Here is a 20,910-nt window from a genome sequence, read left to right on the forward strand (position 1 = left end):
CCGACTGACGCATCGTCAGATGAGGGTCGTACGAGTGGGAGGAACGACCGATGCCGGACACCGCACCGGACCCGGGAGCCACGGACACCCCAGAAGCCACCGACAGCGCCGACAGCACGGACACCACGGACAGCCTGCGCGCCGCGTACGCCCTGGGCGCCTCCCCCACCCTGTGGGAGCTCGTCGAGCGCCGTGCCGCGCTCACCCCGGGGCGCCGCGCCCTCATCCAGGGCGACCGCGTCCTCACCTTCGGCGCACTCCGCGACCGTGCCGAGCGCACGGCGGCCGGGCTGTGGCGGATGGGCGTACGGCCGGGCAGTGTGGTCGCCTGGCAGCTCCCCACCCGCGTCGAGACGGTGGTCCTCACCGTGGCGCTCGCCCGCGTCGGCGCCGTGCAGAGCCCCGTCATCCCCTTCTACCGGGACCGCGAGGTCGGCTTCGCCCTCCGCGAGTCGAAGGCGGCGTTCTTCGCCGTACCCGGCGAGTGGCGGGGCTTCGACCACACCGCCATGGCCCGCCGCCTCGGCGCGCACGGCGTCTTCACGGCGTACGACCGGCTGCCCGACGACGACCCGGCCGTCCTGCCCGCGCCGCCCGCCGCCGGGACGGACGTCCGCTGGATCTACTGGACGTCCGGCACCACGTCCGACCCCAAGGGCGTCCTGCACACCGACCGCTCACTGATCGCGGGCGGCTCCTGCCTCGCCCACGCGCTGCGGCTCACCCCCGACGACGTCGGCTCCATCGCGTTCCCCTTCGCGCACATCGGCGGGCTCGACTACCTCGTCATGCTGCTGCTGTACGGCTTTCCGGCCGTCCTGTTCGAGACGTTCGCGCTGCCCGGCGCGCTCGACACGTACCGGGCGCACGGGGTCACCACGGCGGGCGGGTCCACGGCCTTCTACTCGATGTTCCTCGCCGCGCAGCGCGAACTGCCCCCCGGCGAGCGGATCGTGCCCACGCTCCGGCTGCTCGCCGGGGGCGGCGCCCCCAAACCCCCCGAGCTGTACCACGCGGTCGTACGGGAACTCGGCTGCGCGCTCACCCACGGCTACGGCATGACCGAGGTCCCGATGATCACCATGGGCTCCCCTGACGACACGGCGGAGCAGCTCGCCGAGACCGAGGGCCGGCCGCCCGAGGGGATGGAGATACGCGTCGTGGACGGCGAGATCCGGCTGCGCGGCGAAGCCGTCTGCCAGGGCTACCTCGATCCGGCGCAGACCGCCGAGGCGTTCGACGCCGACGGGTTCCTGCGCACGGGCGACCTCGGACACCTCACCGCGTCCGGGCACCTGGTGATCACCGGTCGGCGCAAGGACGTCATCATCCGCAAGGGGGAGAACATTTCAGCCAAAGAGATCGAGGACCTGCTGCACCGGCACCCGGCCGTACGGGACGCCGCCGTCATCGGACTGCCCGACAGCGAACGCGGCGAACGCGTCTGCGCGGTCGTCGAGGTGCGGGCCGGGGCGGGCGGGACGTACCAGGAGCTCACCCTGGAGACCGTCACCGCCCACCTGCGGGCCGAGGGCCTCGCCGTGCACAAGCTGCCGGAACAGCTGGAGACCGTCGAGGCCCTGCCCAGGAACGAGACGCTGCGCAAAGTCCTCAAGTACAAGCTGCGCGAGCGCTACGGCACCATGAAATAGCGGGCGAAGGCGGCGACCGCCTCCTCCTCCGCGACCCGCCCCGTACCGTCCGTGTCCAGCGACTCGGCCACCAGGGCTGCGGCATGCGGCTCGACCCCGAGCACGGCCAGCGCCCGCTCCACCCCGGTCGTCTCCGCCCGCCCGTCACCGTCCACGTCCGCGACACGGAGCACCGCGCGCACGAACGGCCGGGCGATCTCGGCGAACCGCTCCGGGTTGTCCCGCAGCCGTTTCAGCGCGCCGTTCACGAACTCGGTCCGCGACACCCGCTGGTCGCCGTCCACGTCGGCGATCCCGGCCAGGCCCTGCCAGAACGCCTCCGCCCCGCCCGACAGCGCCTGCCCCTTGTCGGAGCGGTACGGCGTACCGAACTCGGCGAGCAGCCGGCGAGCCGCCGTACTGAAGTCCTCACGCGAGATGTAGCCGCTGCCCTCCTGGTCGAGGACGGTGAACCGGGAAGCGATCCGGCGCTGGTACAACTCCTCTGCGTCCATGCCCGGAGGGTACGACGCGGACGGCACCGCGCGGGAGGTGTCACGCGGACAGCGGTCGCGCCGGCGCGTCAGCCAGTGAGTCAGGCGGACAGCGGTCGCGCTTCGTCGGCGGTGGCCGACGCCACGTCCGCGTACACCTCGAACAGCCGCCGTACGCCGAGCGCGGCCAGCACCCGGTTGACGTGCGCCCCCGCGGCCAGTTCACGGCTCCACTCCGACTGCGGGACGCCCTCGGCCCCCTGCACGGGCAGGATCAGCCGCAGCCTGCCCCCGCAGGAGCGCAGCAGCCTGCGCGACGCGATCAGCACCCCCACCCCGCTGGAGTCGCAGAACAGGACCCGCGACAGGTCCAGCACGATGTCGTGGCGGCCGACCGCGACGGCGTCGTGCACCCGCTGGCGCACGGCCGGGGACGACACCAGATCCAGTTCGCCGCTGACGCGCAGCACGGTCCAGGCGCCCTGCTCGGCTGTGTCCACACTCAGCGTCACGCGCCGTACCTTTCATCGAACTGGTGCACAAGGCGTGCCTCCCCGACGCGGCTGCCCCACCGGGCAGCGCTGAAACACATCCGGCGCAGTGTGACGTTTTCCTTACCATCAGCGGCCGGAACAGAGGCGCCCTTGCCGTAAAGGAGGCGCGTCGGCGGGAGTGCGCACTACATTCGAAAAGAACGGGTCGAGAGTGTTCGGGTCGCGAGAGTGTCGGGAGGGCCGGGACGGCCGGCAGGGCTGGCGTGGCCGGGAGGGCCGGGAGGGCTTCGGATGGCGAAGGACACACCACCGCGCTGGGACCGCAGGATGCAGCAGCGGCTGGCGCGCGGGGAGGCCGCCGCACTCGGAGAGCTCTACGACAGGTTCGCCTCGCTCGTCCACAACACCGCGCACCGGGTGCTCGACGACGAGGACGCGGCCGACCAGGTCACCCGCGAGGTGTTCGGGTACGTGTGGGAGAACCCCGACGCGTACGACCCCAAGCAGGAAGGTTCCCTTCGGGCCTGGATCGCCCGGCTGACCCGCCGCCAGGCCGTGCACCGGCTGCGCCAGACGGAGACGCTGGCCATCGCCGAGCGCGGCGGCGGCTCGGCGGAGGAACTGGAGCAGAAGGTGCGCCGCGCGGCCGTCGCCGCCCGCGCCGACTACATCGTCACCTCCATGCCCGCGCCCCTGCGCAAGGCGTTGGAGCTGGCGTACTTCGAGCGCCGTGACTACCGCCAGACCGCCGCCTGCCTCGGCGTCACCGAGGACGAGGCCCGGCGCAGGCTGCGGCTCGGGCTGCAGCTGCTCTCCACCGCGAACACCCGCCCCGTCGAAGGAGCGTCGCCGCCCGGATACGGACCCGCGCGATGACCGGCCCTTTCGGCGGCGGCCGCGACGGACGTGGCGGACGTGACGGACGTGACGGACGTGACGGACGCGATGAGGTGCGGGGCGTGCCGCGCATACCGGGACCGAGGTACGCGGCCGACGACCACGGCACCCCGCCGGCCACACTCCCACCGGCCCCCGCCGCCTCCAACGCCGAGGCACCGGCGCAGGAGGAGCAGCGCGTGCCCGAGCTGCCGCACCGCGTGCTCACATCGCTGCTCGGCGCGTGGGCGCTGACCGCGTGCTCCGCCGAGGAGACCGCCGCCGTCGAAGCCCACCTCACCGAGTGCGCGCCCTGCGCGGACGAGGCGCTCCGGCTGCGCGACGCCGTCGGCCTGCTGCACAGCGAACGCGACCTGGACCTCGACCCGCTGCTCCGCTCCAAGGTGCTGGAGAACTGCCTGGGCCGCCGCCCCGCCCGTATCCCGGTGCCGACGTGGGCCGGCCCGTACGACGCCGAGACCGCCCGGCTCGACGCCCTGCTCCGTGACATCGACGAAGCGGAATGGCACGCGCCGGTGCGCCTCAAGTGGTTCGCGTGCGAGGAGCGCGTCACCCGGCGGACGACCGTGGCGGGCGTCATCGGCCATCTGCTCGCGGTGGACGGCCTCGTCGCCTCCGCCCTCGGCCTGGACGACCCGCTCACACCGGAGGCCGCCGGCCGGTCCGCCGCCGCTCCGCTGGAACCGGCCGGCCGCACCGAGGCGTACTGGCGGCACGCGCACGCCGACCAGCCGCTCACGCGCGCCGTCCGCGAGCCCTGGCGCGCGCAGAGCCACACGCTGGTACGCACCGTGTCCTTCGCCGGGCCGGGTGTCGCCGAGCTGTCCGTGCCGTACGGGGACTTCGCGCTGCCGCTGCGGGACGCGCTGCTCGACCGGGCCTTCGAGTGCTGGGTGCACGCGGACGACATCGCGACGGCCGTGGACTACCCGTACGAGCCGCCCTGCGGTGCGCATCTGCACGGCATGATCGATCTTGCAGCGCGGCTGCTGCCCGCCGCGCTCGCCGACCGCCGCCGTGCCGGGCTGGCCGCCCCGGCCCGGCACCTCGTCACGGCCGGAGCGCCGGGACGCTCCCTGCACCTGGAGGTCGAGGGCTCGGGCGGCGGCCACTGGTACATCGCGCTGGACTCACCCGCCGCTGTGGGTTCCCGGGAGCAGGCGGTGGCCCAGGTCGCCATGGACGGCGTCGAGTTCTGCCAGCTCGTGGCGGGCCGCGTCTCCCCGGAGGAAGCGGCGGTGGGCCAGGACGGCGACCGCGAGGCCATCCGCGACGTCCTCTTCGCCGCCGCGTCCCTGAGCCGCCTGTAACCCCCGCCGGGTTCCCCCTCCCCCCAGTCGCTGCGGACCGGTCGCTCGCTTGCGGCGGTGGGCGGGTGGAGGCGGTGGCGGGAGTGAGGGCGGTGGGTGGGGGCGGTGGCGGTGGGTGGTGAGGGCGGCGGGTGGGGGCGGTGGCGGTGGGTGGTGGGTGGTGAGGGCGGTCGGTGGGTGAGGTGTGCGTCTGTGCGCTTCGGCCGGTGGGTGGTCGGGGGTGTTACGGGCTCACCTCCTCGGGGCCGGCGGCCTCGGCTTCCGGTCGGGGAGCCGATTCCGGGCCGCCGATCCCCTGCGGGGGCGACCCTCCACACCCCCTCCGCGTCGCCCATGGCGCAGGCGCCACCCCTGCCCGGTGGGGTGGCGCCTCGAAGGCGGTGCGGCGGTCAGACCGTGTACGCGGTCCAGCCGATGACCTCTTCCGCGTGCTTGCCGTCGCTCGTGCCGGTGGTCGTGCTGTAGACCTCGTTCATCCGGATCAGGAACCCGGTCGTGTCCACGTCGTGCAGGCGGACACCTGGCGTCTGGGGGCCGTTGAAGGTCTGCACCGTCGTCTGGACGATGACGTCGGAGCCGGGCGGGAACGGGGTCGGGAAGTCGATGCGGGTGAACGTGCTCGTCTGCCCGCCCCTGGTCTCCGTGGCGTGGTCGGAGCGGAGGTTCACCTTGCCGGACTGGACCATGCTCATGGACGTGTCTCCCTTTCGCCGTGTACGGGAGAGCGCCGCGAAGTTCGCGTGACGGCACCCGGGAACAGCCTGGCCTCCCGGCGACCGGTTGTGCCGGGGGATGGCGTACGTGGCGTGAACCGCGCTGCGGGACCGTCGGTTTCCGGCACCGTGCGACCTGCCGCGAGCGGCCGGGGCTGGCGGGTTTCCGGCCTCCGCCCGCATCGCACGGTGACGGGTTCCGGGCCACCCACATGGGGGGTGACGTGGCCGGAAAGTCCTACGCGAAGACGACCGTGCGGCGGCCGTTCAGGAGGATCCGGCGTTCCGCGTGCCATTTGACGGCGCGGGCCAGCGCCTGGCACTCGACGTCCCGGCCGATGGCGACGAGCTGTTCCGGGGTCACCCCGTGGCCGACGCGCTCGACCTCCTGCTCGATGATCGGGCCCTCGTCGAGGTCGGCCGTCACGTAGTGGGCCGTCGCGCCGATCAGCTTCACGCCCCGGTCGTGGGCCTGGTGGTAGGGCTTGGCGCCCTTGAAGCTCGGCAGGAACGAGTGGTGGATGTTGATGATCCGGCCGCTGAGCTGCTTGCACAGGTCGTCCGAGAGGACCTGCATGTAGCGGGCCAGTACGACCAGTTCCACGTTCTCGGAGCGGACCAGGTCGAGGAGCTGCGCCTCGGCCTGCGCCTTGGTGTCCTTGGTGACCGGGATGTGGTGGAACGGGATGTCGTACGAGGCGACCAGTTCCGCGAAGTCCGTGTGGTTCGACACGACCGCCACGATGTCGACGGGCAGCGCGCCGATCCTGGTGCGGAACAGCAGGTCGTTCAGGCAGTGGCCGAACTTGGAGACCATCAGCACCACGCGCATGCGCTCCTCGGCGAGGTGGATCTGCCAGTCCATCTCGAAGGAGTCGCCGACGGCGGCGAAGCTGGCCCGGAGCTTCTCCACGGTCACCGGGGCGTCGGCGGAGAAGTGGACCCGCATGAAGAAGAGACCGGTGTCGCGGTCTCCGAACTGCTGGCTGTCCTCGATGTTGCAACCGGTGATGAAGAGGTAACTCGACACCGCGTGCACAATGCCCTTTTTATCCGGGCAGGAGAGCGTGAGGACATACTGGTCGGTCATCCTCGCAGGATGCCATATCGGCGGCGGTCACCGGTGCGCACGTCCGTCAGGCGGACCCCGTCATGATCCGGATGACGTCCAGGGGGCGCGGCGGCTCGTCGGGGTCGTCGCCGTCGTTGGCGGAGAGGCGGACGTGCGCCTCGCGGGCGGCCCGTACGGCCTCGGGCCACCCGTGGTGGCCCAGGTAGGCGGAGACGGGCGCGTCGGGGCCGACCTGGTGCATGATCCGCAGCACCCGCAGGACGGCGACGTCGACGAGCGCGGCCTCGCCGGAGTCGCGGAATATCGTCCCGACGTACTTCTCGGCGGACCAGTTGTCCAGCCAGGTGTCCTCGACGAGCCGGTACACGGCGTCGGTGACGTCCCCGTACCCCTCGGCGCCCGCGAGCCAGCACTCCTGGTGGAAGTGCGGGTCGGAGAGCATGTGCAGCGCCGAGCGCACGTTGGTGCGCCAGCGCCACCACGGCATGTCGTTCAGCGGCATGCCGCCCATGGTGGAGGAGCGACGGCCGCGACGGGAAGAGTTCATCTGTGTTCACCTTGTGGGGTCGGTCCTTGCGGAGTCGGCCCCGACGAGCTATTGCCGCACGTGCCGCGCGGGAGGCTGACACGCTTCGATCGTACGGCCCCCACCGTACGTGCCGATCGGCGCCCGCAATTCACCTGTGCGTCACCGAGCGTTGAACCGACCTCACTGCCGTGTTACCCATGAGGCGGAATTGTGCATGCCCATGACCGGTAACGGCAGGCGACGAATCACTTCTTCCCTTCCCCTGACCAGGGCCGTGACGGCACTCGCCGCGGCAGCCGTCCTCGTCGGCTGCGGGGCACTCCCTGGAGCCACGGGGGGCTCCAGGGAGCCCATCACTGTGATGACCTGGGCCCCAGAAGACACCAAAGCGACCAATATGCCGGGAATGCCCGCCATGGCGGAGGCATACGCCCGCTGGGCGAACTCCCGGGGCGGCCTCAACGGCCATGAACTGCGCGTCCTCACCTGCAACGAAGGCAACACCGCCACCGGCGCGGCCGCCTGCGCCCGACGGGCGGTCAAGGAGGACGTCGTCGCGGTCGTCGGCTCGTACAGCCAGCACGGCCGTGAGTTCATGGCACCGCTGGAGGCGGCGAACATCCCGTACATCGGCGGCTACGGCATCACCGACGACGAGTTCACCAGCTACCTCTCCTACCCCGTCAACGGCGGCCAGGTCGCCCTGCTCGCCGGCCACGGCATGCAGCTCGCGGACTCCTGCGAGCGGGTCTCGCTGGTCCGGCCCGACACCCTCAGCGGCGACTACCTCCCGCAGCTCCTCAACACCGGCCTCACCCGGCGCAGTCAGCGCACCGCGACCGACATCCCGGCCGCCGAGGACGCCGGCGAGTACGCGGCGGCGGCCCGCCAGTCCCGCAACCGGGCCGGGGAGGAGGGCGGCTGCGTCGCCGCCGCCCTCGGCGAGCGGACCGCGCACTTCTTCGACTCGTTCCGGCGCCTGCCCTCCGACGGGAAGGACATCAAGGTGTCCTCGGTCCTCGGCAGCGTCGACCAGATGCTGGTCGACCGCACCGGCGGCGCGTCGGGGCCCTTCGAGGGCGCCTACATCACCGGCTGGTACCCGGACGCGGGCGACCCCCGCTGGGCCGCCATGAAGCAGGTCATCCAGGAACACGCCTTCGGCGACAACCGCATCGACCCCGCCGACGCCGGCGTCCAGACCACCTGGATCGCCTACACCGTGCTCCGGCAGGTGGTGGAGGCGCTCGGCGACGACGACATCACCGCGCTGAAGATCAGCTACGCCCTCAACCGGGGCGTGCGGGTCGACACCGGCGGCCTCACGCCCCCGCTGCGCTGGACCTACGAAGACATGCTCGGCACCCCCGGCTACCCCCGGATCGTCAACCGCGACGTGACCTTCCAGGTCGTACGCAAGGGACGCCTCGTCGCCCAGAAGGACGGCTTCGTGGACGTCGGCCCCACGCTGCGGGACGTCCCGCGCGCGTAGGGCCTGTCCGGCGGATCCGCCGCGTCACTCCTCGTCGCGCAGCCGGGCCGCCAGGGAGGTCAGCGGCTCGGTCTCCTCGGTGTGGCCCAGTGCGGTCAGACGGGCGATCGCCGCGTCGAGGCGGGTGAGGGCGGGAGCGGGGCGTTCGAGGTAGATGCCCTCCACGGCACCCGCGAGGCGGACGCACTCGGCCGCATGCCGAGCACGGTCGCCCGCAGCCGCAGCAGGCGGGCCTCCTGGTCCGGAGGGAGGTCGGGTGTCGTCTCGTGCAGCCGGACCATGGACGCGTGGCGGCCGTCAGCGCGGCGGTCTTCGCTTCGGCTCCGTCCCCGCCCTTCTCGGGGCTCTCGGCGGCGGCGAGCAGGGCGCAGGCACGGGCGATCGCCGCGTGACCCGGCTCTCCGGCGTCGACGTACAGGGCCGCGGGCGGTGACGAGTGCGCGCAGCCGCGCCCGGCACGCGGAGGGCGCGTGCGCGGGCCGGCCGGGGGACGGGGGTGGCCGGGCGGCGACCGGTCAGCGGGCGCCGCTGGGGGACGAGGGCCGGCGGTGGCTCGTCAAAGCGGGGACTGGACCGATGCTGGGCTGGGGCTGGGGCTGGGAATAGGGCTGGGGAACAGAGACAGGGCTGGGGATGGAGACAGGGACAGGGCTGGGGACATGGCCGGAGCTGAGGTGCCGAGGGTCACAGCTGTGACGGTTGGCGCTGCGTCAGCCCGTACGTCGTCGCGATGCGGTTCCACATGCCCGCCGCCTGCTGCTTCGCGGTGGTCGCCTCACCACTGGCCCGGTTCGCCTGGGCGGTGCGGCTCGTGTAGCGCGCCTTGCCGTCCTTGCAGCCCTTCTTGCCCTTGACCTGTTCCGCCCACGCCGCGTAGTGGTCGTCGGCGGACGCCGACGCCTGCCACGCCTTGGTCAGCGCGGCGGTCAGCGCCGCGTTGTCGGGCAGCTTGTCGACCTGCAGGCCCTTGAGGCTGGTGACCAGGCCGCGGCGCTGGCGCGCCGCCTCGCGCAGGTCCTCGGTGGCCCGGTCCAGCTGGCGGCACTTCTTGATGTCGTCGACGGCGCGGATCACGGCGGCACGGCTGCTGCCGCTGTCGGCGAGCAGCTTGTCGAGCGCCTCGGCCTGGCCCTTCGCCGGGTCCTCGGCGGGCGTGCTGGGAGCGACGGCCGTGGGCGTCGAGGCGGCGGCGATGCCCGTCTTGTCGTCCGCCTTCTCCTTGTCGCCGCTCATCAGCGCGCCGGCGCCCAGTCCGACGACCGCGCAGCCGACGACGACGGCCGCGATCAGCGCGCCCTTGCCCCTGCGGCGCGCCGGCTCGTCGTAGGGCTCGTACGGGTCGTACGGCGGCTGCTGGTCGTACTGCTCCCGCTGCGGGGCCTGCCGGTGGTAGGCCGGGGGCTGCTGCTGGTACGAGGGGTACTGCGGCGGCGGGGCCTGGTGGGGCGTGGCCGCGTACCGGGGCAGGTGCTGGGTCGCCCCGGCCGGGTCGTCGCGGAACAGGTTGTCGAACTCCGCGGGGGGACCCGTGCGCTCCGGCTGCTGCGGCTGCTGATGCTGCGGCTGTGGCGGCTGCTGCGCTCCGTACGACTGTGCCGCCACCGGCGGCAGGTACTGGGTCGCCTCCGCGTCCCCTCCGGCGGCGGGCGCCGGGTACTGCGGCTGGGCGCCGAAGCCGGTGCCGAGGAACTGGGTCGACTCCGCCGGGTTCTCGGACGGCGGCACGGGTCCGACGCCCCCGGCGACCGGCGGCAGGTACTGCGTGGCGTCCGCGTCACCGGGCGCCGCGCCCGGGAACGTGCCGGGCGGGGCCTCCGGCGGCAGCGGCTGGGCGGCTCCGTACTGCCCGGACTGCGGGTACTGCTCGGGCGGCGGCCCCCAGGGGTGACCCGAGGACCCGCCCCATGGCTGGCCCTCGTGGCCCTGTCCGCTCTGCGTCACCGGGACTCCTACGTGTGAACCTACGGAAGCGTCGGCTCACGCTACCGGGTGTATCCCCGCACGCGCACACGAGTGTGTCCCCCGTTACAAGATCCCCGACGGACGCGGGGTGTTGTCAGGCCGCCTGCAGCTCCAGGCGGGCGGTGAACTCGCGGACCGACGGCTCGTCACCGAAGGGCTCCAGGCGCTGCTGGAGGTCCTCCAGGTACTCGGTGCCCCGCGACGACCGCAGCGTGGCGAGCAGTTCGGCGGCGCGCGTGCCGGTGTGGCACGCCTGCTCCACCTCGCGCTGCTGGACCTGCGCCGTGGCCAGCAGGACGAGGCCGATCGCCCGGCGTCGCGCCCGGGTCTCGGGGTGGCCGTTCACCGCGTCCGCCGCCGCCCGTGCCGCGGCCTGCGCGTGCCCCAGGTCCCGGTGGCAGTGGGCCAGTTCGTCGGCGAGGTACGCGTGGTCGAAGTGGGCGATCCACACCGGATCGTCGCCGGAGCCCGTGTCCACCCGCTCCATCGCGGCCAGCGCCCGCCCCGCCACCTCCTGGCAGGTGCGGGCGTCCCCGAGCAGGGCGTGTCCCCGCGCCTCGGCCGCCAGGAACATCGCCTCCGCGCGCGGGGTGACATGCCCCCGTGCGCCCTCCTGCGCCGCCCGCGCCAACTGGGCGATCTCGCGCGGGTTTCCGAGCTGCGCCGCCAGATGGCTCATGGACGCCGCGAGCACGTACCCGCCGTACGCCCGGTCCCCGGCGGCCTGCGCGAGCCGCAGCGCCTGGATGTAGTACCGCTGTGCGAGGCCGGGTTGGCCGGTGTCCACGGCCATGTACCCCGCGAGTTCCGTCAAACGGGCGACTGCCGCGAACAGTTGGCGGCCCACTGCGTCGCGGTACGAGCCGGACAGCAGCCCCGACACCACGCTGTTCAGGTAGTGCACGACGACCGGCCGCACATGGCCGCTGCCGAACCGGTGGTCCAGGTCGACGAGCGCGTCCGTCATGGCCCGTACCGCCTGGACGTCCGACAGTCCGACCCTGGCTCCCGCCGACCGCGCCACCTGCGGGTCCGGGCCGGTGATCAGCCAGTCCCTGCTGGGCTCGACCAGGGCCGATGCGGCCACCGCAGAGCCGGACAGGAAGTCCCGCCGGCCGACGTCGCTGCGCCACAGCTCGCAGACCTGCTCGATGGCGCCCAGCACGGTCGGAGAGAACTGGAGCCCCACGCCCGACGCCAGGTTCTTGCCGTTCGCCATCCCGATCTCGTCGATCGTGACCGTGCGCCCCAGCTTCCGGCCGAGGGCCTCGGCGATGATGCCCGGGGCCCGGCCGCGCGGCTGCTGCCCGCGCAGCCAGCGGGCCACCGAGGTCTTGTCGTACCGCAGGTCGAGCCCGCGTTCCGAACCGACCATGTTGACGCGGCGGGCGAGTCCGGCGTTGGAACACCCCGCTTCCTGGATGAGAGCCTGCAACCGTTCGTTCGGCTGACGGGCGACGAGCGGCCTCGCTGCCATGACTACCCCCTGTGTGCCGCGGTGATCAGTCGTCCTGATCACTGCCCGGCTGATATACGGAGAATGCAGAACTTCACGCTGCAATACCGAGACATCGTGCAATATCGCGCAATGCGGCGAGACTGCCGCATTGACGACCTCCCCGACAGTGGCTACCCGTCCATGGCTCCCGGGCCCCTCGCGCGCCCCCGCCCGTGCATCGATGCGCCCCGCATGCCGAATCGATGCTCCGATGCCTCCGCTCCCGCGCCCCGTAACCCCTGGTGGGTACAGGAGTTGTGTTCACCGTGGAAGAGACCATCGGAGTCACGGAAGCCGCACAGATCCCCAAGCAGCGAGGTGGGCAGCTGCTGGACAGCGCCGTGCGGTACGCGGAAGAGCGGCACTGGGACGTGTTCCCCGGCACCTGGCTGGAGGCCGTCGACGGGACGGAGCGGTGCTCCTGCGGGGACACCGCGTGTCCGGCGCCCGGCGCCCACCCGGCCAGGCCGGACTGGGCGACCCAGGCGACGGGCAGCGCCGTCGCGGCCCGCCGCCTGTGGTCGAAACAGCCGAAGGCGTCGATCCTGCTGCCGACCGGTCGTACCTTCGACGCGCTGGACGTGCCCGAGTCGGCGGGCTTCCTGGCGCTGGCGCGGATGGAGCGGATGGACCTGACGCTGGGCCCGGTGACCTGTACCCCCAACCGGCGCATGATGTTCTTCGTCCTGCCGGGCGCCGCCGTGAAGGTGGCGGATCTGATCCGCAAGCTGGGCTGGGCGCCGACCGGGATCGACCTGGTGGCGCGCGGCGAGGGGCAGTACGTCGCGGCGCCGCCCACCCGGGTCGGCGGGCACGGCGCGGTGCAGTGGGCACGGCGGCCGACCCCGGCGAACCGCTGGCTCCCGGACGCCGAGGAGCTGATCAGTCCGCTGGCGTACGCCTGCGGCCGGGAGGCGGCTGCGGCGCGCGCCCGGCAACGCTGACCGGCGCAGACTGCCGGAACCACCACCTGCGACCCTACCGGCGGGTTCGTAGGCTGTTCCCGTTCGTACGGGGACTTCGAAAGGCAGTGACCATGCCGGACCAGACAGTTGACGTGGCGGGTGGAGTGCCGGTGGCGGCGCCGCCCGCCGTTCGTGTCGAGGGGCTGTGGAAGCGCTTCGGCGAACAGATCGCGGTCGCGGGCATCGATCTGGTGCTGCCTTCGGGCAAGTTCATCGGTCTGGTCGGCCCGAACGGCGCCGGCAAGACGACGACCCTGTCGATGGTGACGGGGCTGCTCCGCCCGGACCAGGGGCGGATCGAGGTCGCCGGTCATGACGTGTGGCGGGACCCGGCCGCGGTGAAGGCCAGGATCGGGGTGCTGCCGGAGGGGCTGCGGCTGTTCGAGCGGCTGTCGGGGCGTGAGCTGCTCGCGTACACGGGCCGGCTGCGGGGGCTGCCGGGCGCCGAGGTCGACAAGCGGGCGACGCAGCTGCTGGACGTGCTGGACCTGGCGGGTTCGCAGCACAAGCTGGTGATCGACTACTCGACCGGTATGCGGAAGAAGATCGGGCTGGCGGCCGCGCTGCTGCACAACCCCGAGGTGCTGTTCCTGGACGAGCCGTTCGAGGGCGTCGACCCGGTGTCGGCGCAGACGATCCGCGGCGTGCTGGAGCGGTACACGGCGTCCGGCGCGACGGTGGTCTTCTCCAGCCATGTGATGGAGCTGGTGGAGTCGCTGTGCGACTGGGTCGCGGTGATGGCCGCGGGCCGGATCAGGGCGCAGGGCACGCTGGCCGAGGTACGGGGCGACGCGCCGACGCTGCAGAGCGCGTTCCTCCAGTTGGTCGGCGCGCAGGGCCGGGACACGGGCGAGTCCCTGGACTGGCTGGGCGGTGCCCGATGAGCGGCGGGACGGGGATGCCCGGCGGGGCGGTCACCGGCGGCGGAGTGGTCTCCGGGGGTGGAGCTGTCTCCGGCGGTGGAGCTGTCTCCGGGGGCGGGATGGTCTCCGGCGGTGGGACGGGCGCCGACGGTGGGGGTGCTCCTCGCGGTGGGGGTGCTCCTCGCGGTGGGGCCGCGATCGGGGACGTGTCGCTGACTCCGGTGTTCGTACGGCTCAAGCTGTCGCTGCTGCGCAACGGGCTGCGGCAGTCGTCGGGCCGGGCCGCCGTGTTCATCACCTCCATGGTGTTCACGCTGCTGTTCGCGGCGGGGCAGCTGCTGGGCCTGGTGCTCCTGCGGGGCAGTGGGCACGCGGCGACGGTCGTGGTGCTCCTGGTGGGTGTGGTGGCCCTGGGGTGGGCGGTGTTGCCGCTGTTCTTCCCGAGCGGTGACGAGACGCTCGACCCGACACGGCTGGTGATGCTGCCGTTGCGGCCGGCGCCGCTGGTACGGGCGTTGCTCGTGGCGTCGCTGGTGGGCATAGGGCCGCTGTACACGCTGTGCCTGGCGGTGGGTGCCGGTATCTCCGTGGCGCACGGGGCGTTCGCGACGGTCGTCGCCGTGGTCGCCGTACCGCTGACGTTGTTGGTGTGCGTGGCGCTGGCGCGGGCGGTGGCGGCGGCGAACATCCGGCTGCTGACCTCGCGCAAGGGACGGGACCTGGCGCTGCTGAGCGGCCTGGTGGTCGCGGTGGGCATCCAGTTCGTCAACTTCGGCGCGCAGCGCCTGGGTCAGGCGGGCGGGCTGTCGCGGCTCGAGCCGGTGGCGGAGGTCGTGCGGTGGATCCCGCCGGCGTCGGCGATCGGCGCGGTGGACTCGGCGGGCGACGGCGCGTACGGGGTGGCGGTCGTCCAGCTGCTGCTGTCGGTGGCCGCGCTGGTGGCGCTGCTGTGGGTGTGGCAGCGCGCCCTGACGAAGTTGATGACGACGCCGGACGGTTCGACGGTCGCGGCGGCCGGCACGGGTCGCCGTGACGCGGCGCGCGGGAAGGCGTCGGGCCTGGGACGGCTCCTGCCGGAGGGCCGTACGGGCGCGGTCATGCAGCGCACCTTGCGCTACGGCTGGCGGGACCCGAAGACCAAGGCGGGCTGGGTGACGGGGCTCGCGCTCGGTGCGATCATCCCGCTGTTCAACGCCGTGCAGGGCACGGGCTCGCTCTACTGGGCGTGCTTCGCGGCCGGCATGCTCGGCACGCTGATGTACAACCAGTTCGGCCAGGACACCTCGGCGTTCTGGATGGTCGCGATGACGGTGTCGTCGAAGCGGGACGCGTACGAGGAGCTGCGGGCGCGGGCGTTGGCCCTGCTGCTGGTCACGCTGCCGTATGTGACGGCGGTGACGGTGGTGACGGCGGCGGTGCTGGGTGACTGGCGGGCGCTGCCGGACGCGCTGGGCCTGTCGTTCGGCGCGCTCGGCGCGATGCTGGGCATGGGGGCGCTGGCCTCGGCGTACTTCCCGTACTCGATCCCCCAGGACAGCGCGTACAAGAGCGCGGCTCCGGGGCAGGGTGCGCTGGCGTGGATGTCGATGATGGGCGGCCTGCTCGGTGCGGCGCTGCTGTGCGCGCCGCTGATCGCGCTGACGGTCTGGACGTATGTGTCGGACAGCCCGTCGGGTCAGTGGCTGCTGCTGCCGCTGGGCGCCTCGTGGGGTGCCCTGATGACGTGGGCCGGGCTGCGGTGGGCCGCCGCGCGGACGGTGGGACGGCTGCCGGAGATCCTGGCGGCGGTCAGCAAGGCCTGAGGGCGACGGGCCAGGGGCCTGACGCGGCGGGTCGGTGAGGCGTGGCCGCGGGGTGTCGGTGGGGCGTGGCCGCGGGGTGTCAGTGGGGCGCGGCCGCGGGGTGGCCGGCCGTCTCCTCCAGGAAGGGTTCGATGGCGGTGCGCCAGCCGTCCGGCTGGTCGTAGTGGACGAAGTGGCCGGCGTCCGCCACTTCCGCGTACTGCCCGTACGGCAGGACCCGGACCATCTCCTGGGCCTCGGCCCGCCCCAGCTCGCCGTCGAGCCCCCGTACGACGAGGGTGGGGCAGCGGACCTGGGCGAGCGAGTCCCAGTGGGCGTCATGGACCCAGGTCTCGCGGGAGACGAGCATCTGGCGGCGGGAGAAGACCGGCCGCCAGCCGTCACCCCGCTCGGTCATCACCTCCGCGAAGAACTCGCCGCGTGCCGGGTTCGGACGCTCCACCCACGGGTCGTCCTCGCCGAACCACTTGCGTACGTCGGCGAGCGTGGCGAACGGCACGGGCCAGGCCCGGAACCAGTCCTCCCACTCCCGCTGGGACGCGGCGCCCAGTGCGGAGGCGCGCATGTCGCAGATGACCAGGGCGCGGACCAGGTCCGGCCGTTCGGCGGCGAGCTGCCAGGCGGTGAGGGCGCCCATGGAGTGGCCGACGAGGGTGACGGGGCCCAGACCGAGCTGTTCGACGGCGGCGGCCGCGTCCGCGACGTACGCCTCGCGGGTGTAGGGGCCGTCGGCGGGCTTGTCGCTGCGGCCGTGGCCGCGCTGGTCGAGGGCGACCGCTCGATGGCGCTCGGCGAGCCAGCGGGCGGTCGTCGCCCAGTGGCCGGCGCGGCCCATCAGTCCATGGAGCAGTAAGACCCCGGGCGCGGGGTCGGTGTCGCCGCGCCCGGCCCGTTTGGGCGGGTCGGCGAACTCCCAGGCCGCGAGGCGTACGCCGTCGGCTCCGGTCAGGTCGATGCGTCGCACCATGTGTCCTGGCACCCCCTTCTGTCCCGTCGGGCAAGCACCGCCAGAGTATCGAACTCGCATTCGAAAACGGGGTTCCTGCCGACAACACCGCTCGTTCGAGTGACCCTGCTCAAGGATTGGCGTCCGCCGCCGAGGGGAGATCTTCAGCGGGAGGCGGACCGCTCGGGGACAACGGTCCGAGGGGAACGACCCTGAGAGCTCGGGGCTCCGGGTCGACATAGGGGAGGTGAGGCCCCGGCGTCGTACGACGCCGGGGCTCTCCACGGGAACAGGGCGCTCCAGGGGTGCGGGGCGCCCTTCCTGTTCGCATGGCGGACGGCGGAGGCATCGCGCTGCTCCCTCCCCGGACCCCGGCCCCCCGGGCCCCGGCTCACGCACTCACGACATATGCCTGAGCCCAAGACTGGCACGCGCGGCGCCCGCGCGCTGCCATTCCACCCGAAAGCGCGTTACGGAACGCGTGTTGACGCCCCCTCACGCCGGGTCGGCGAACCGGGGTCGGCGGGTCGTCGCTTCAGCGCCTGCGGCAGCCGCCCCGGGGGACCCGTGGTCACGGGCCCCCGGTGGTGCGCTGGTGCGGTCGCGCGGTCCGTGCGGTTGGGCGGTGGTGCGCTGGTGCGGTCGCGCGGTCCGTACGGTCCGTGCGGTGGTGCGGTTGCGCGGTGGTGCGGTTGGGCGGTCCGTGCGGTTGGGCGGTCGTGCGGTCCGTGCGGTGGTGCGGTCCGTACGGTTGCGCGGTTGCGCGGTGGTGCGGTCGTGCGGAACCGCTTCCGCCGGTCTTCCCGGTTGTTCCCGCTTGTTCCCGGTCGTGTCGTGGGTCAGCGCTTGGCGACGAAGACGTGCGAGGCGACCTCCGCACCCAGCTCCGCGGCCTCGCCGCTGCTGCCGACCAGCACACCGCCGGGCGACTCCGTGACGCTCACCACGGAACCCGGCTGCACCCCCGCGCGGCGCAGCGTGTACATGAGCTGCGCGTCCGTCTGGATGGGCTCGCCGATCCGGCGGACCACGACGGTCTTGCCCTCGGCGCCCGCGTCCAGCTCGGCCAGCGAGACCATGCCCTCGTCCAGGAACGGATCGGCCTCCGCCTTCTCGCCCAGCTCCTCCAGACCCGGGATCGGGTTGCCGTACGGCGACTCGGTGGGGTGGCGCAGCAGCTCCAGCACGCGGCGCTCCACCGCCTCGCTCATCACGTGCTCCCAGCGGCACGCCTCGGCGTGCACCTGCTCCCACTCCAGACCGATCACGTCCACGAGCAGGCACTCGGCGAGCCGGTGCTTGCGCATGACGCGGGTGGCCAGGCGACGGCCCTCCTCGGTCAGCTCCAGGTGTCGGTCGCCCGCGACGGTCACCAGACCGTCGCGTTCCATGCGCGCGACCGTCTGGCTCACGGTCGGCCCGCTCTGGTCGAGCCGCTCGGCGATGCGGGCGCGCATGGGCACTACACCCTCCTCTTCCAGCTCGAGGATGGTGCGGAGATACATCTCCGTGGTGTCGATCAGTCCGGACATACGTGCCCCTCGATGCGTGACATTCAATGTGCGCTGGCCCTGTCTCAATTCTTGCGCATCCCGGTGACAACCGTGTCTCGTACGGCGATGCCCGGTATTGACAGAGCAATGGTCCAGACCGCAACGTGATCCGCGACACGACGACAAGGAGCTTCCGCCATGGGCGACAGCACGCTGGCCGGTCGGTTCTTCGAAGCCGCGATCGGTCTGCTCCAGCGGGTCAGGGACGAGGAGGCCGACCACATCGCCGCCGCCGGTGCGGCCGTCGCCGACACCGTCGCCGCCGGGGGCCGCCTGTTCGCCTTCGGCGCCGGGCACTCGTCGCTCGCCGCGCAGGACGTCGTCTACCGGGCGGGCGGGTTCGCGGTGATGAACCTGCTGGCCGTACCGGGTGTGGTCGGCGTCGACGTGATGCCCGCGACGCTGGGGTCCGCGCTGGAGCGGGTCGACGGGCTCGCGGGCGCCGTCCTCGACTCCTCGCCCGCGCGGTCCGGCGACGTACTGATCATCGTCTCGCTGTCCGGGCGCAACGCGCTGCCCGTCGAGATGGCCATGAACGCCCGCGCGCTCGGCCTGACCGTCATCGGGGTCACCTCGACCGCGTACGCCGACGAGACCAGGTCCCGGCACGTGTCGGGCACCTTCCTGAAGGACCACTGCGACATCGTGCTGGACTCCAAGATCGCGGTCGGGGACGCGGAGCTCACTCACGAGGGGATCGAGGCGCCGTTCGCGCCCGCGTCGACCGTCGTGACCAGCGCCCTCATGCAGGCGACGATGGCCGCAGCCGCCGAGGAACTGGTCCGCCGCGGCGTCGAGCCCCCACTGCTGCGCTCCGGCAACGTCGACGGCGGCCACGAGTGGAACGGCCGCGTCATGGCGGAGAACGCGGACCGGATCTTCTACCGGCGCTAGCGCCCTCGCCGCCCGACTCCGGTCCGGGCCGGGTCCGGTTCGCCGCCCGACGCCGGTCCGGACGGGTCCGGTTCCGGGGTCCGGGGCCGGGGGCCGGGGTCCGGGGCAGGGGTCCGGGGCCGGGGCCAGGGGCCGGGGTCCGGGGCCAGGGCGGGGCCCCGGGGAGCGCCGCCGCGAGATCCGTACGTGTGCTCAGGGGGTCCAGGGGCGGGGCGCCAGGTCCAGGGACGCCGCCACCCGCACCGCGACGCTCTCCGCGTACACCGCGTCCGGGCGCTCGAAGGCCGGGCGCGAGGCCGACCGGAGGAACGTGACCACCCCGAGCGTCCGGGCGCGGCTGCGGAGCACCACGCACAGCGCGTGCGCCGCGTCCCGGGGCCACCGGCGCTCGGCCGCCCACGCCTCCGCCGGGCCCGACGCCCACGCGCTGGCCCGCACCGGTCCGTTCCGGTCGACCGCCCGCAGCGCCGGGTGGTCGACCGGGTACGGCACAGGAAGCCCGGCCGCCGCAGCACGGGCGACCGGGCCCGGCGCGTCCGACGGGGTCGCGGCGAGCCGCGCCAGCCGGTCGTCCTCCCGTACGAGGTCGACCAGCGCGTGGTCGGCGAACCCGGCGAGCGCGAAGTCCAGGTACGTCAGCGCCGCGTCCACCGGGTCCTCGCACTCGGCGGCCGCACCGCCCGCCCGGTGCAGCTGGCTCGTGCGGAACCGCAGCCGGTCCGCCTCCTGCTCCGCGAGCCGGGCGTCCGTCACGTCCTGGAACAGCCAGCCGACTCCCAGCGGCACCGGCTGCTGCGCGAGCGGCGACGCGAGCCGCAGGAACCCGGAACGCCAGCAGCGGCGCCGCTCCCCGTCCCCGCCGCGCACCGTCACCCAGTGCTCGGCCGGTGTGCGCGGGGCGCCGTCCGCCAGCACGTGCTGGAGCGCCGCCTCCAGCTCCTCCGCCCCCTGCGCGACGAGTTCTCCGATGGGGCGGCCCAGCAGCGCCGTACGGCCGGAGCCCAGCGCCTTCGCCGCGTGCGCGTTCACGACGGCCGGCCGCAGGTCCACGTCCACCAGGACGACGCCCCACGGCGCGTCGTCGAACAGCGCCTCGCTCAGCGCGATGGACCGCTCCAGGTCGATCTGCGCGTGCACCTCGCCGAACGCGCAGTACACCCCGGCGGGCGCGCCGTCCGCGCCCCGCACCCCGGCCGCCTGGATCCGTACGAGGACCCTGCCGCCGTCCTTGCGCAGCAGGGCGCACTCGTGCACCTCGCGGCCCGGCGCCCGCATCACCGCCATCAGCCGGTCCTGTACGTCGGACGCGTCCGCCTCCAGGACCGCCCACCCGGCCAGACCGCGCCGCCCCACCGCCTCGTCGGCCGACCAGCCGAGAACCCGCTCGGCCTCCCGGTTCCAGTGCGTGACCACCCCGTCGGCGTCGAACGCGCACAGGGCGGTGTCCATGCCGTCGAGCAGCGCCGCCAGCAGATCCGCCCCCGCGCCGCCCTGCCCCCGCGCCTGCTCCTGCTCCTGCTCCTGCTCCTGGCCTCCCTGTTCCTGGCCGCGTCCGGGGTCCGCCGCTCTGGCCGTTCCGCTTCTGGACGCACTCATCCCGGCACCCCCTGCGAGACGTGTACGCACGCGCATCCGCACGTGCCCGGCCATTCAACTGGAACGTGACGCAGGACACACGGGGTTCCCGAAATTCGGTTGAACCGGTCCGCACCCGGTTCCTAGGGTGGCGAGCACACGAGAAAGGAGGTGATCCGGAAGTGATTTCTTTTCGGATGCGTGAGGTGACCGCGGGCTG

At 73.1% G+C, this 20,910-nt stretch carries 19 protein-coding genes; 8 read left to right on the plus strand and 11 right to left on the minus strand.

All coding sequences use genetic code 11. The features are described from left to right. Positions 1–50 precede the first annotated feature (50 nt). Positions 51–1,652 carry a class I adenylate-forming enzyme family protein gene (locus tag ACGF5U_RS24255; RefSeq protein WP_392718234.1) on the plus strand — a complete coding sequence of 534 codons (1,602 nt, stop codon included), beginning with the start codon at positions 51–53 and terminating at the stop codon, positions 1,650–1,652. Here ACGF5U_RS24255 and ACGF5U_RS24260 read toward each other — a convergent pair. After that, positions 1,634–2,146, minus strand: coding sequence for an EF-hand domain-containing protein (locus ACGF5U_RS24260; protein WP_392718232.1), 513 nt, complete (start codon positions 2,144–2,146; stop codon positions 1,634–1,636). The genes ACGF5U_RS24255 and ACGF5U_RS24260 overlap by 19 nt on opposite strands. An 80-nt stretch (positions 2,147–2,226) precedes the next feature. Then, on the minus strand, positions 2,227–2,637 hold the full coding sequence (locus ACGF5U_RS24265) for an STAS domain-containing protein (protein ID WP_392718230.1): 411 nt from the start codon (positions 2,635–2,637) through the stop codon (positions 2,227–2,229). Between the two features lie 273 nt (positions 2,638–2,910). Between ACGF5U_RS24265 and ACGF5U_RS24270 the strand changes: the two genes are divergently transcribed. Further along, positions 2,911–3,495, plus strand: a complete 585-nt coding sequence (locus ACGF5U_RS24270) for an RNA polymerase sigma factor (RefSeq protein ID WP_392718228.1) — start codon at positions 2,911–2,913, stop codon at positions 3,493–3,495. After that, positions 3,492–4,826, plus strand: coding sequence for a zf-HC2 domain-containing protein (locus ACGF5U_RS24275; RefSeq protein ID WP_392718226.1), 1,335 nt, complete (start codon positions 3,492–3,494; stop codon positions 4,824–4,826). Before ACGF5U_RS24270 ends, ACGF5U_RS24275 begins: the two co-directional genes overlap by 4 nt. Before the next feature lie 389 nt (positions 4,827–5,215). On the opposite strand, the gene ACGF5U_RS24280 is transcribed toward ACGF5U_RS24275, so the two are convergent. The 3 genes from ACGF5U_RS24280 to ACGF5U_RS24290 all read right to left on the minus strand — a co-directional run bounded on the left by ACGF5U_RS24280 (position 5,216) and on the right by ACGF5U_RS24290 (position 7,122). Continuing rightward, a complete protein-coding gene (locus ACGF5U_RS24280; protein WP_392718224.1) occupies positions 5,216–5,518 on the minus strand; it encodes a hypothetical protein in 303 nt (100 codons plus the stop codon). 259 nt (positions 5,519–5,777) lie between these two features. Next, positions 5,778–6,629: a formyltetrahydrofolate deformylase gene (gene purU, locus ACGF5U_RS24285; protein WP_392718222.1), complete on the minus strand. Its 852-nt coding sequence runs from the start codon at positions 6,627–6,629 to the stop codon at positions 5,778–5,780. 46 nt (positions 6,630–6,675) lie between these two features. Continuing rightward, positions 6,676–7,122, minus strand: a complete 447-nt coding sequence (locus tag ACGF5U_RS24290; RefSeq protein WP_392718269.1) for a hypothetical protein — start codon at positions 7,120–7,122, stop codon at positions 6,676–6,678. 238 nt (positions 7,123–7,360) lie between these two features. On the opposite strand from ACGF5U_RS24290, the gene ACGF5U_RS24295 reads away from it, so the two are divergent. After that, positions 7,361–8,632, plus strand: coding sequence for an ABC transporter substrate-binding protein (locus tag ACGF5U_RS24295; protein WP_392718267.1), 1,272 nt, complete (start codon positions 7,361–7,363; stop codon positions 8,630–8,632). A gap of 24 nt (positions 8,633–8,656) precedes the next feature. Here ACGF5U_RS24295 and ACGF5U_RS24300 read toward each other — a convergent pair whose 3' ends face one another. The 3 genes from ACGF5U_RS24300 to ACGF5U_RS24310 all read right to left on the minus strand — a co-directional run bounded on the left by ACGF5U_RS24300 (position 8,657) and on the right by ACGF5U_RS24310 (position 12,071). Beyond that, a complete protein-coding gene (locus ACGF5U_RS24300) occupies positions 8,657–8,797 on the minus strand; it encodes a hypothetical protein (protein WP_392718220.1) in 141 nt (46 codons plus the stop codon). Positions 8,798–9,316: 519 nt separating this feature from the next. Continuing rightward, entirely contained in the window at positions 9,317–10,573 is a 1,257-nt protein-coding gene (locus ACGF5U_RS24305) for a hypothetical protein (protein WP_392718218.1), read from the minus strand. Positions 10,574–10,688: 115 nt separating this feature from the next. Continuing rightward, positions 10,689–12,071 (minus strand): transcriptional regulator, encoded by a 1,383-nt coding sequence (locus ACGF5U_RS24310; RefSeq protein ID WP_392718216.1) that lies wholly within the window; start codon positions 12,069–12,071, stop codon positions 10,689–10,691. A gap of 278 nt (positions 12,072–12,349) precedes the next feature. Between ACGF5U_RS24310 and ACGF5U_RS24315 the strand changes: the two genes are divergently transcribed. From ACGF5U_RS24315 to ACGF5U_RS24325, 3 genes are all read left to right on the plus strand, one after another. Beyond that, complete coding sequence (locus ACGF5U_RS24315; RefSeq protein WP_392718214.1) at positions 12,350–13,036, plus strand: bifunctional DNA primase/polymerase; 687 nt, start codon at positions 12,350–12,352, stop codon at positions 13,034–13,036. 92 nt (positions 13,037–13,128) lie between these two features. Continuing rightward, positions 13,129–13,941: an ABC transporter ATP-binding protein gene (locus ACGF5U_RS24320; protein ID WP_392718212.1), complete on the plus strand. Its 813-nt coding sequence runs from the start codon at positions 13,129–13,131 to the stop codon at positions 13,939–13,941. A 98-nt stretch (positions 13,942–14,039) separates the two neighbouring features. Further along, complete coding sequence (locus tag ACGF5U_RS24325) at positions 14,040–15,722, plus strand: transporter (protein WP_392718265.1); 1,683 nt, start codon at positions 14,040–14,042, stop codon at positions 15,720–15,722. Positions 15,723–15,801: 79 nt separating this feature from the next. On the opposite strand, the gene ACGF5U_RS24330 is transcribed toward ACGF5U_RS24325, so the two are convergent. Beyond that, entirely contained in the window at positions 15,802–16,689 is an 888-nt protein-coding gene (locus tag ACGF5U_RS24330) for an alpha/beta fold hydrolase (RefSeq protein WP_392718210.1), read from the minus strand. An 818-nt stretch (positions 16,690–17,507) separates the two neighbouring features. After that, positions 17,508–18,200, minus strand: a complete 693-nt coding sequence (locus ACGF5U_RS24335; protein ID WP_392718208.1) for a metal-dependent transcriptional regulator — start codon at positions 18,198–18,200, stop codon at positions 17,508–17,510. Between the two features lie 159 nt (positions 18,201–18,359). On the opposite strand from ACGF5U_RS24335, the gene ACGF5U_RS24340 reads away from it, so the two are divergent. Further along, the gene (locus ACGF5U_RS24340; protein ID WP_392718206.1) at positions 18,360–19,115 is read left to right on the plus strand and encodes an SIS domain-containing protein; all 756 of its coding nucleotides are present in this window, start codon (positions 18,360–18,362) and stop codon (positions 19,113–19,115) included. Between the two features lie 192 nt (positions 19,116–19,307). On the opposite strand, the gene ACGF5U_RS24345 is transcribed toward ACGF5U_RS24340, so the two are convergent. Continuing rightward, positions 19,308–20,711, minus strand: a complete 1,404-nt coding sequence (locus ACGF5U_RS24345; RefSeq protein WP_392718204.1) for a PAS domain-containing protein — start codon at positions 20,709–20,711, stop codon at positions 19,308–19,310. Positions 20,712–20,910 lie beyond the last annotated feature (199 nt).

This window comes from Streptomyces sp. NPDC047886 (assembly GCF_043204435.1).
Classification (GTDB): Bacteria; Actinomycetota; Actinomycetes; order Streptomycetales; family Streptomycetaceae; genus Streptomyces.

Coding starts and splice junctions, on each gene's coding strand:
- ACGF5U_RS24325 (WP_392718265.1), top strand. CDS start 14,040: ATGGTCTCCGGCGGTGGGACGGGCGCCGACGGTGGGGGTGCTCCTCGC.
- ACGF5U_RS24340 (WP_392718206.1), top strand. CDS start 18,360: ATGGGCGACAGCACGCTGGCCGGTCGGTTCTTCGAAGCCGCGATCGGT.
- ACGF5U_RS24260 (WP_392718232.1), bottom strand. CDS start 2,146: ATGGACGCAGAGGAGTTGTACCAGCGCCGGATCGCTTCCCGGTTCACC.
- ACGF5U_RS24270 (WP_392718228.1), top strand. CDS start 2,911: ATGGCGAAGGACACACCACCGCGCTGGGACCGCAGGATGCAGCAGCGG.
- ACGF5U_RS24330 (WP_392718210.1), bottom strand. CDS start 16,689: ATGGTGCGACGCATCGACCTGACCGGAGCCGACGGCGTACGCCTCGCG.
- purU (WP_392718222.1), bottom strand. CDS start 6,629: ATGACCGACCAGTATGTCCTCACGCTCTCCTGCCCGGATAAAAAGGGC.
- ACGF5U_RS24295 (WP_392718267.1), top strand. CDS start 7,361: ATGACCGGTAACGGCAGGCGACGAATCACTTCTTCCCTTCCCCTGACC.
- ACGF5U_RS24345 (WP_392718204.1), bottom strand. CDS start 20,711: ATGAGTGCGTCCAGAAGCGGAACGGCCAGAGCGGCGGACCCCGGACGC.
- ACGF5U_RS24275 (WP_392718226.1), top strand. CDS start 3,492: ATGACCGGCCCTTTCGGCGGCGGCCGCGACGGACGTGGCGGACGTGAC.
- ACGF5U_RS24320 (WP_392718212.1), top strand. CDS start 13,129: ATGCCGGACCAGACAGTTGACGTGGCGGGTGGAGTGCCGGTGGCGGCG.
- ACGF5U_RS24280 (WP_392718224.1), bottom strand. CDS start 5,518: ATGAGCATGGTCCAGTCCGGCAAGGTGAACCTCCGCTCCGACCACGCC.
- ACGF5U_RS24255 (WP_392718234.1), top strand. CDS start 51: ATGCCGGACACCGCACCGGACCCGGGAGCCACGGACACCCCAGAAGCC.
- ACGF5U_RS24310 (WP_392718216.1), bottom strand. CDS start 12,071: ATGGCAGCGAGGCCGCTCGTCGCCCGTCAGCCGAACGAACGGTTGCAG.
- ACGF5U_RS24335 (WP_392718208.1), bottom strand. CDS start 18,200: ATGTCCGGACTGATCGACACCACGGAGATGTATCTCCGCACCATCCTC.
- ACGF5U_RS24290 (WP_392718269.1), bottom strand. CDS start 7,122: ATGGGCGGCATGCCGCTGAACGACATGCCGTGGTGGCGCTGGCGCACC.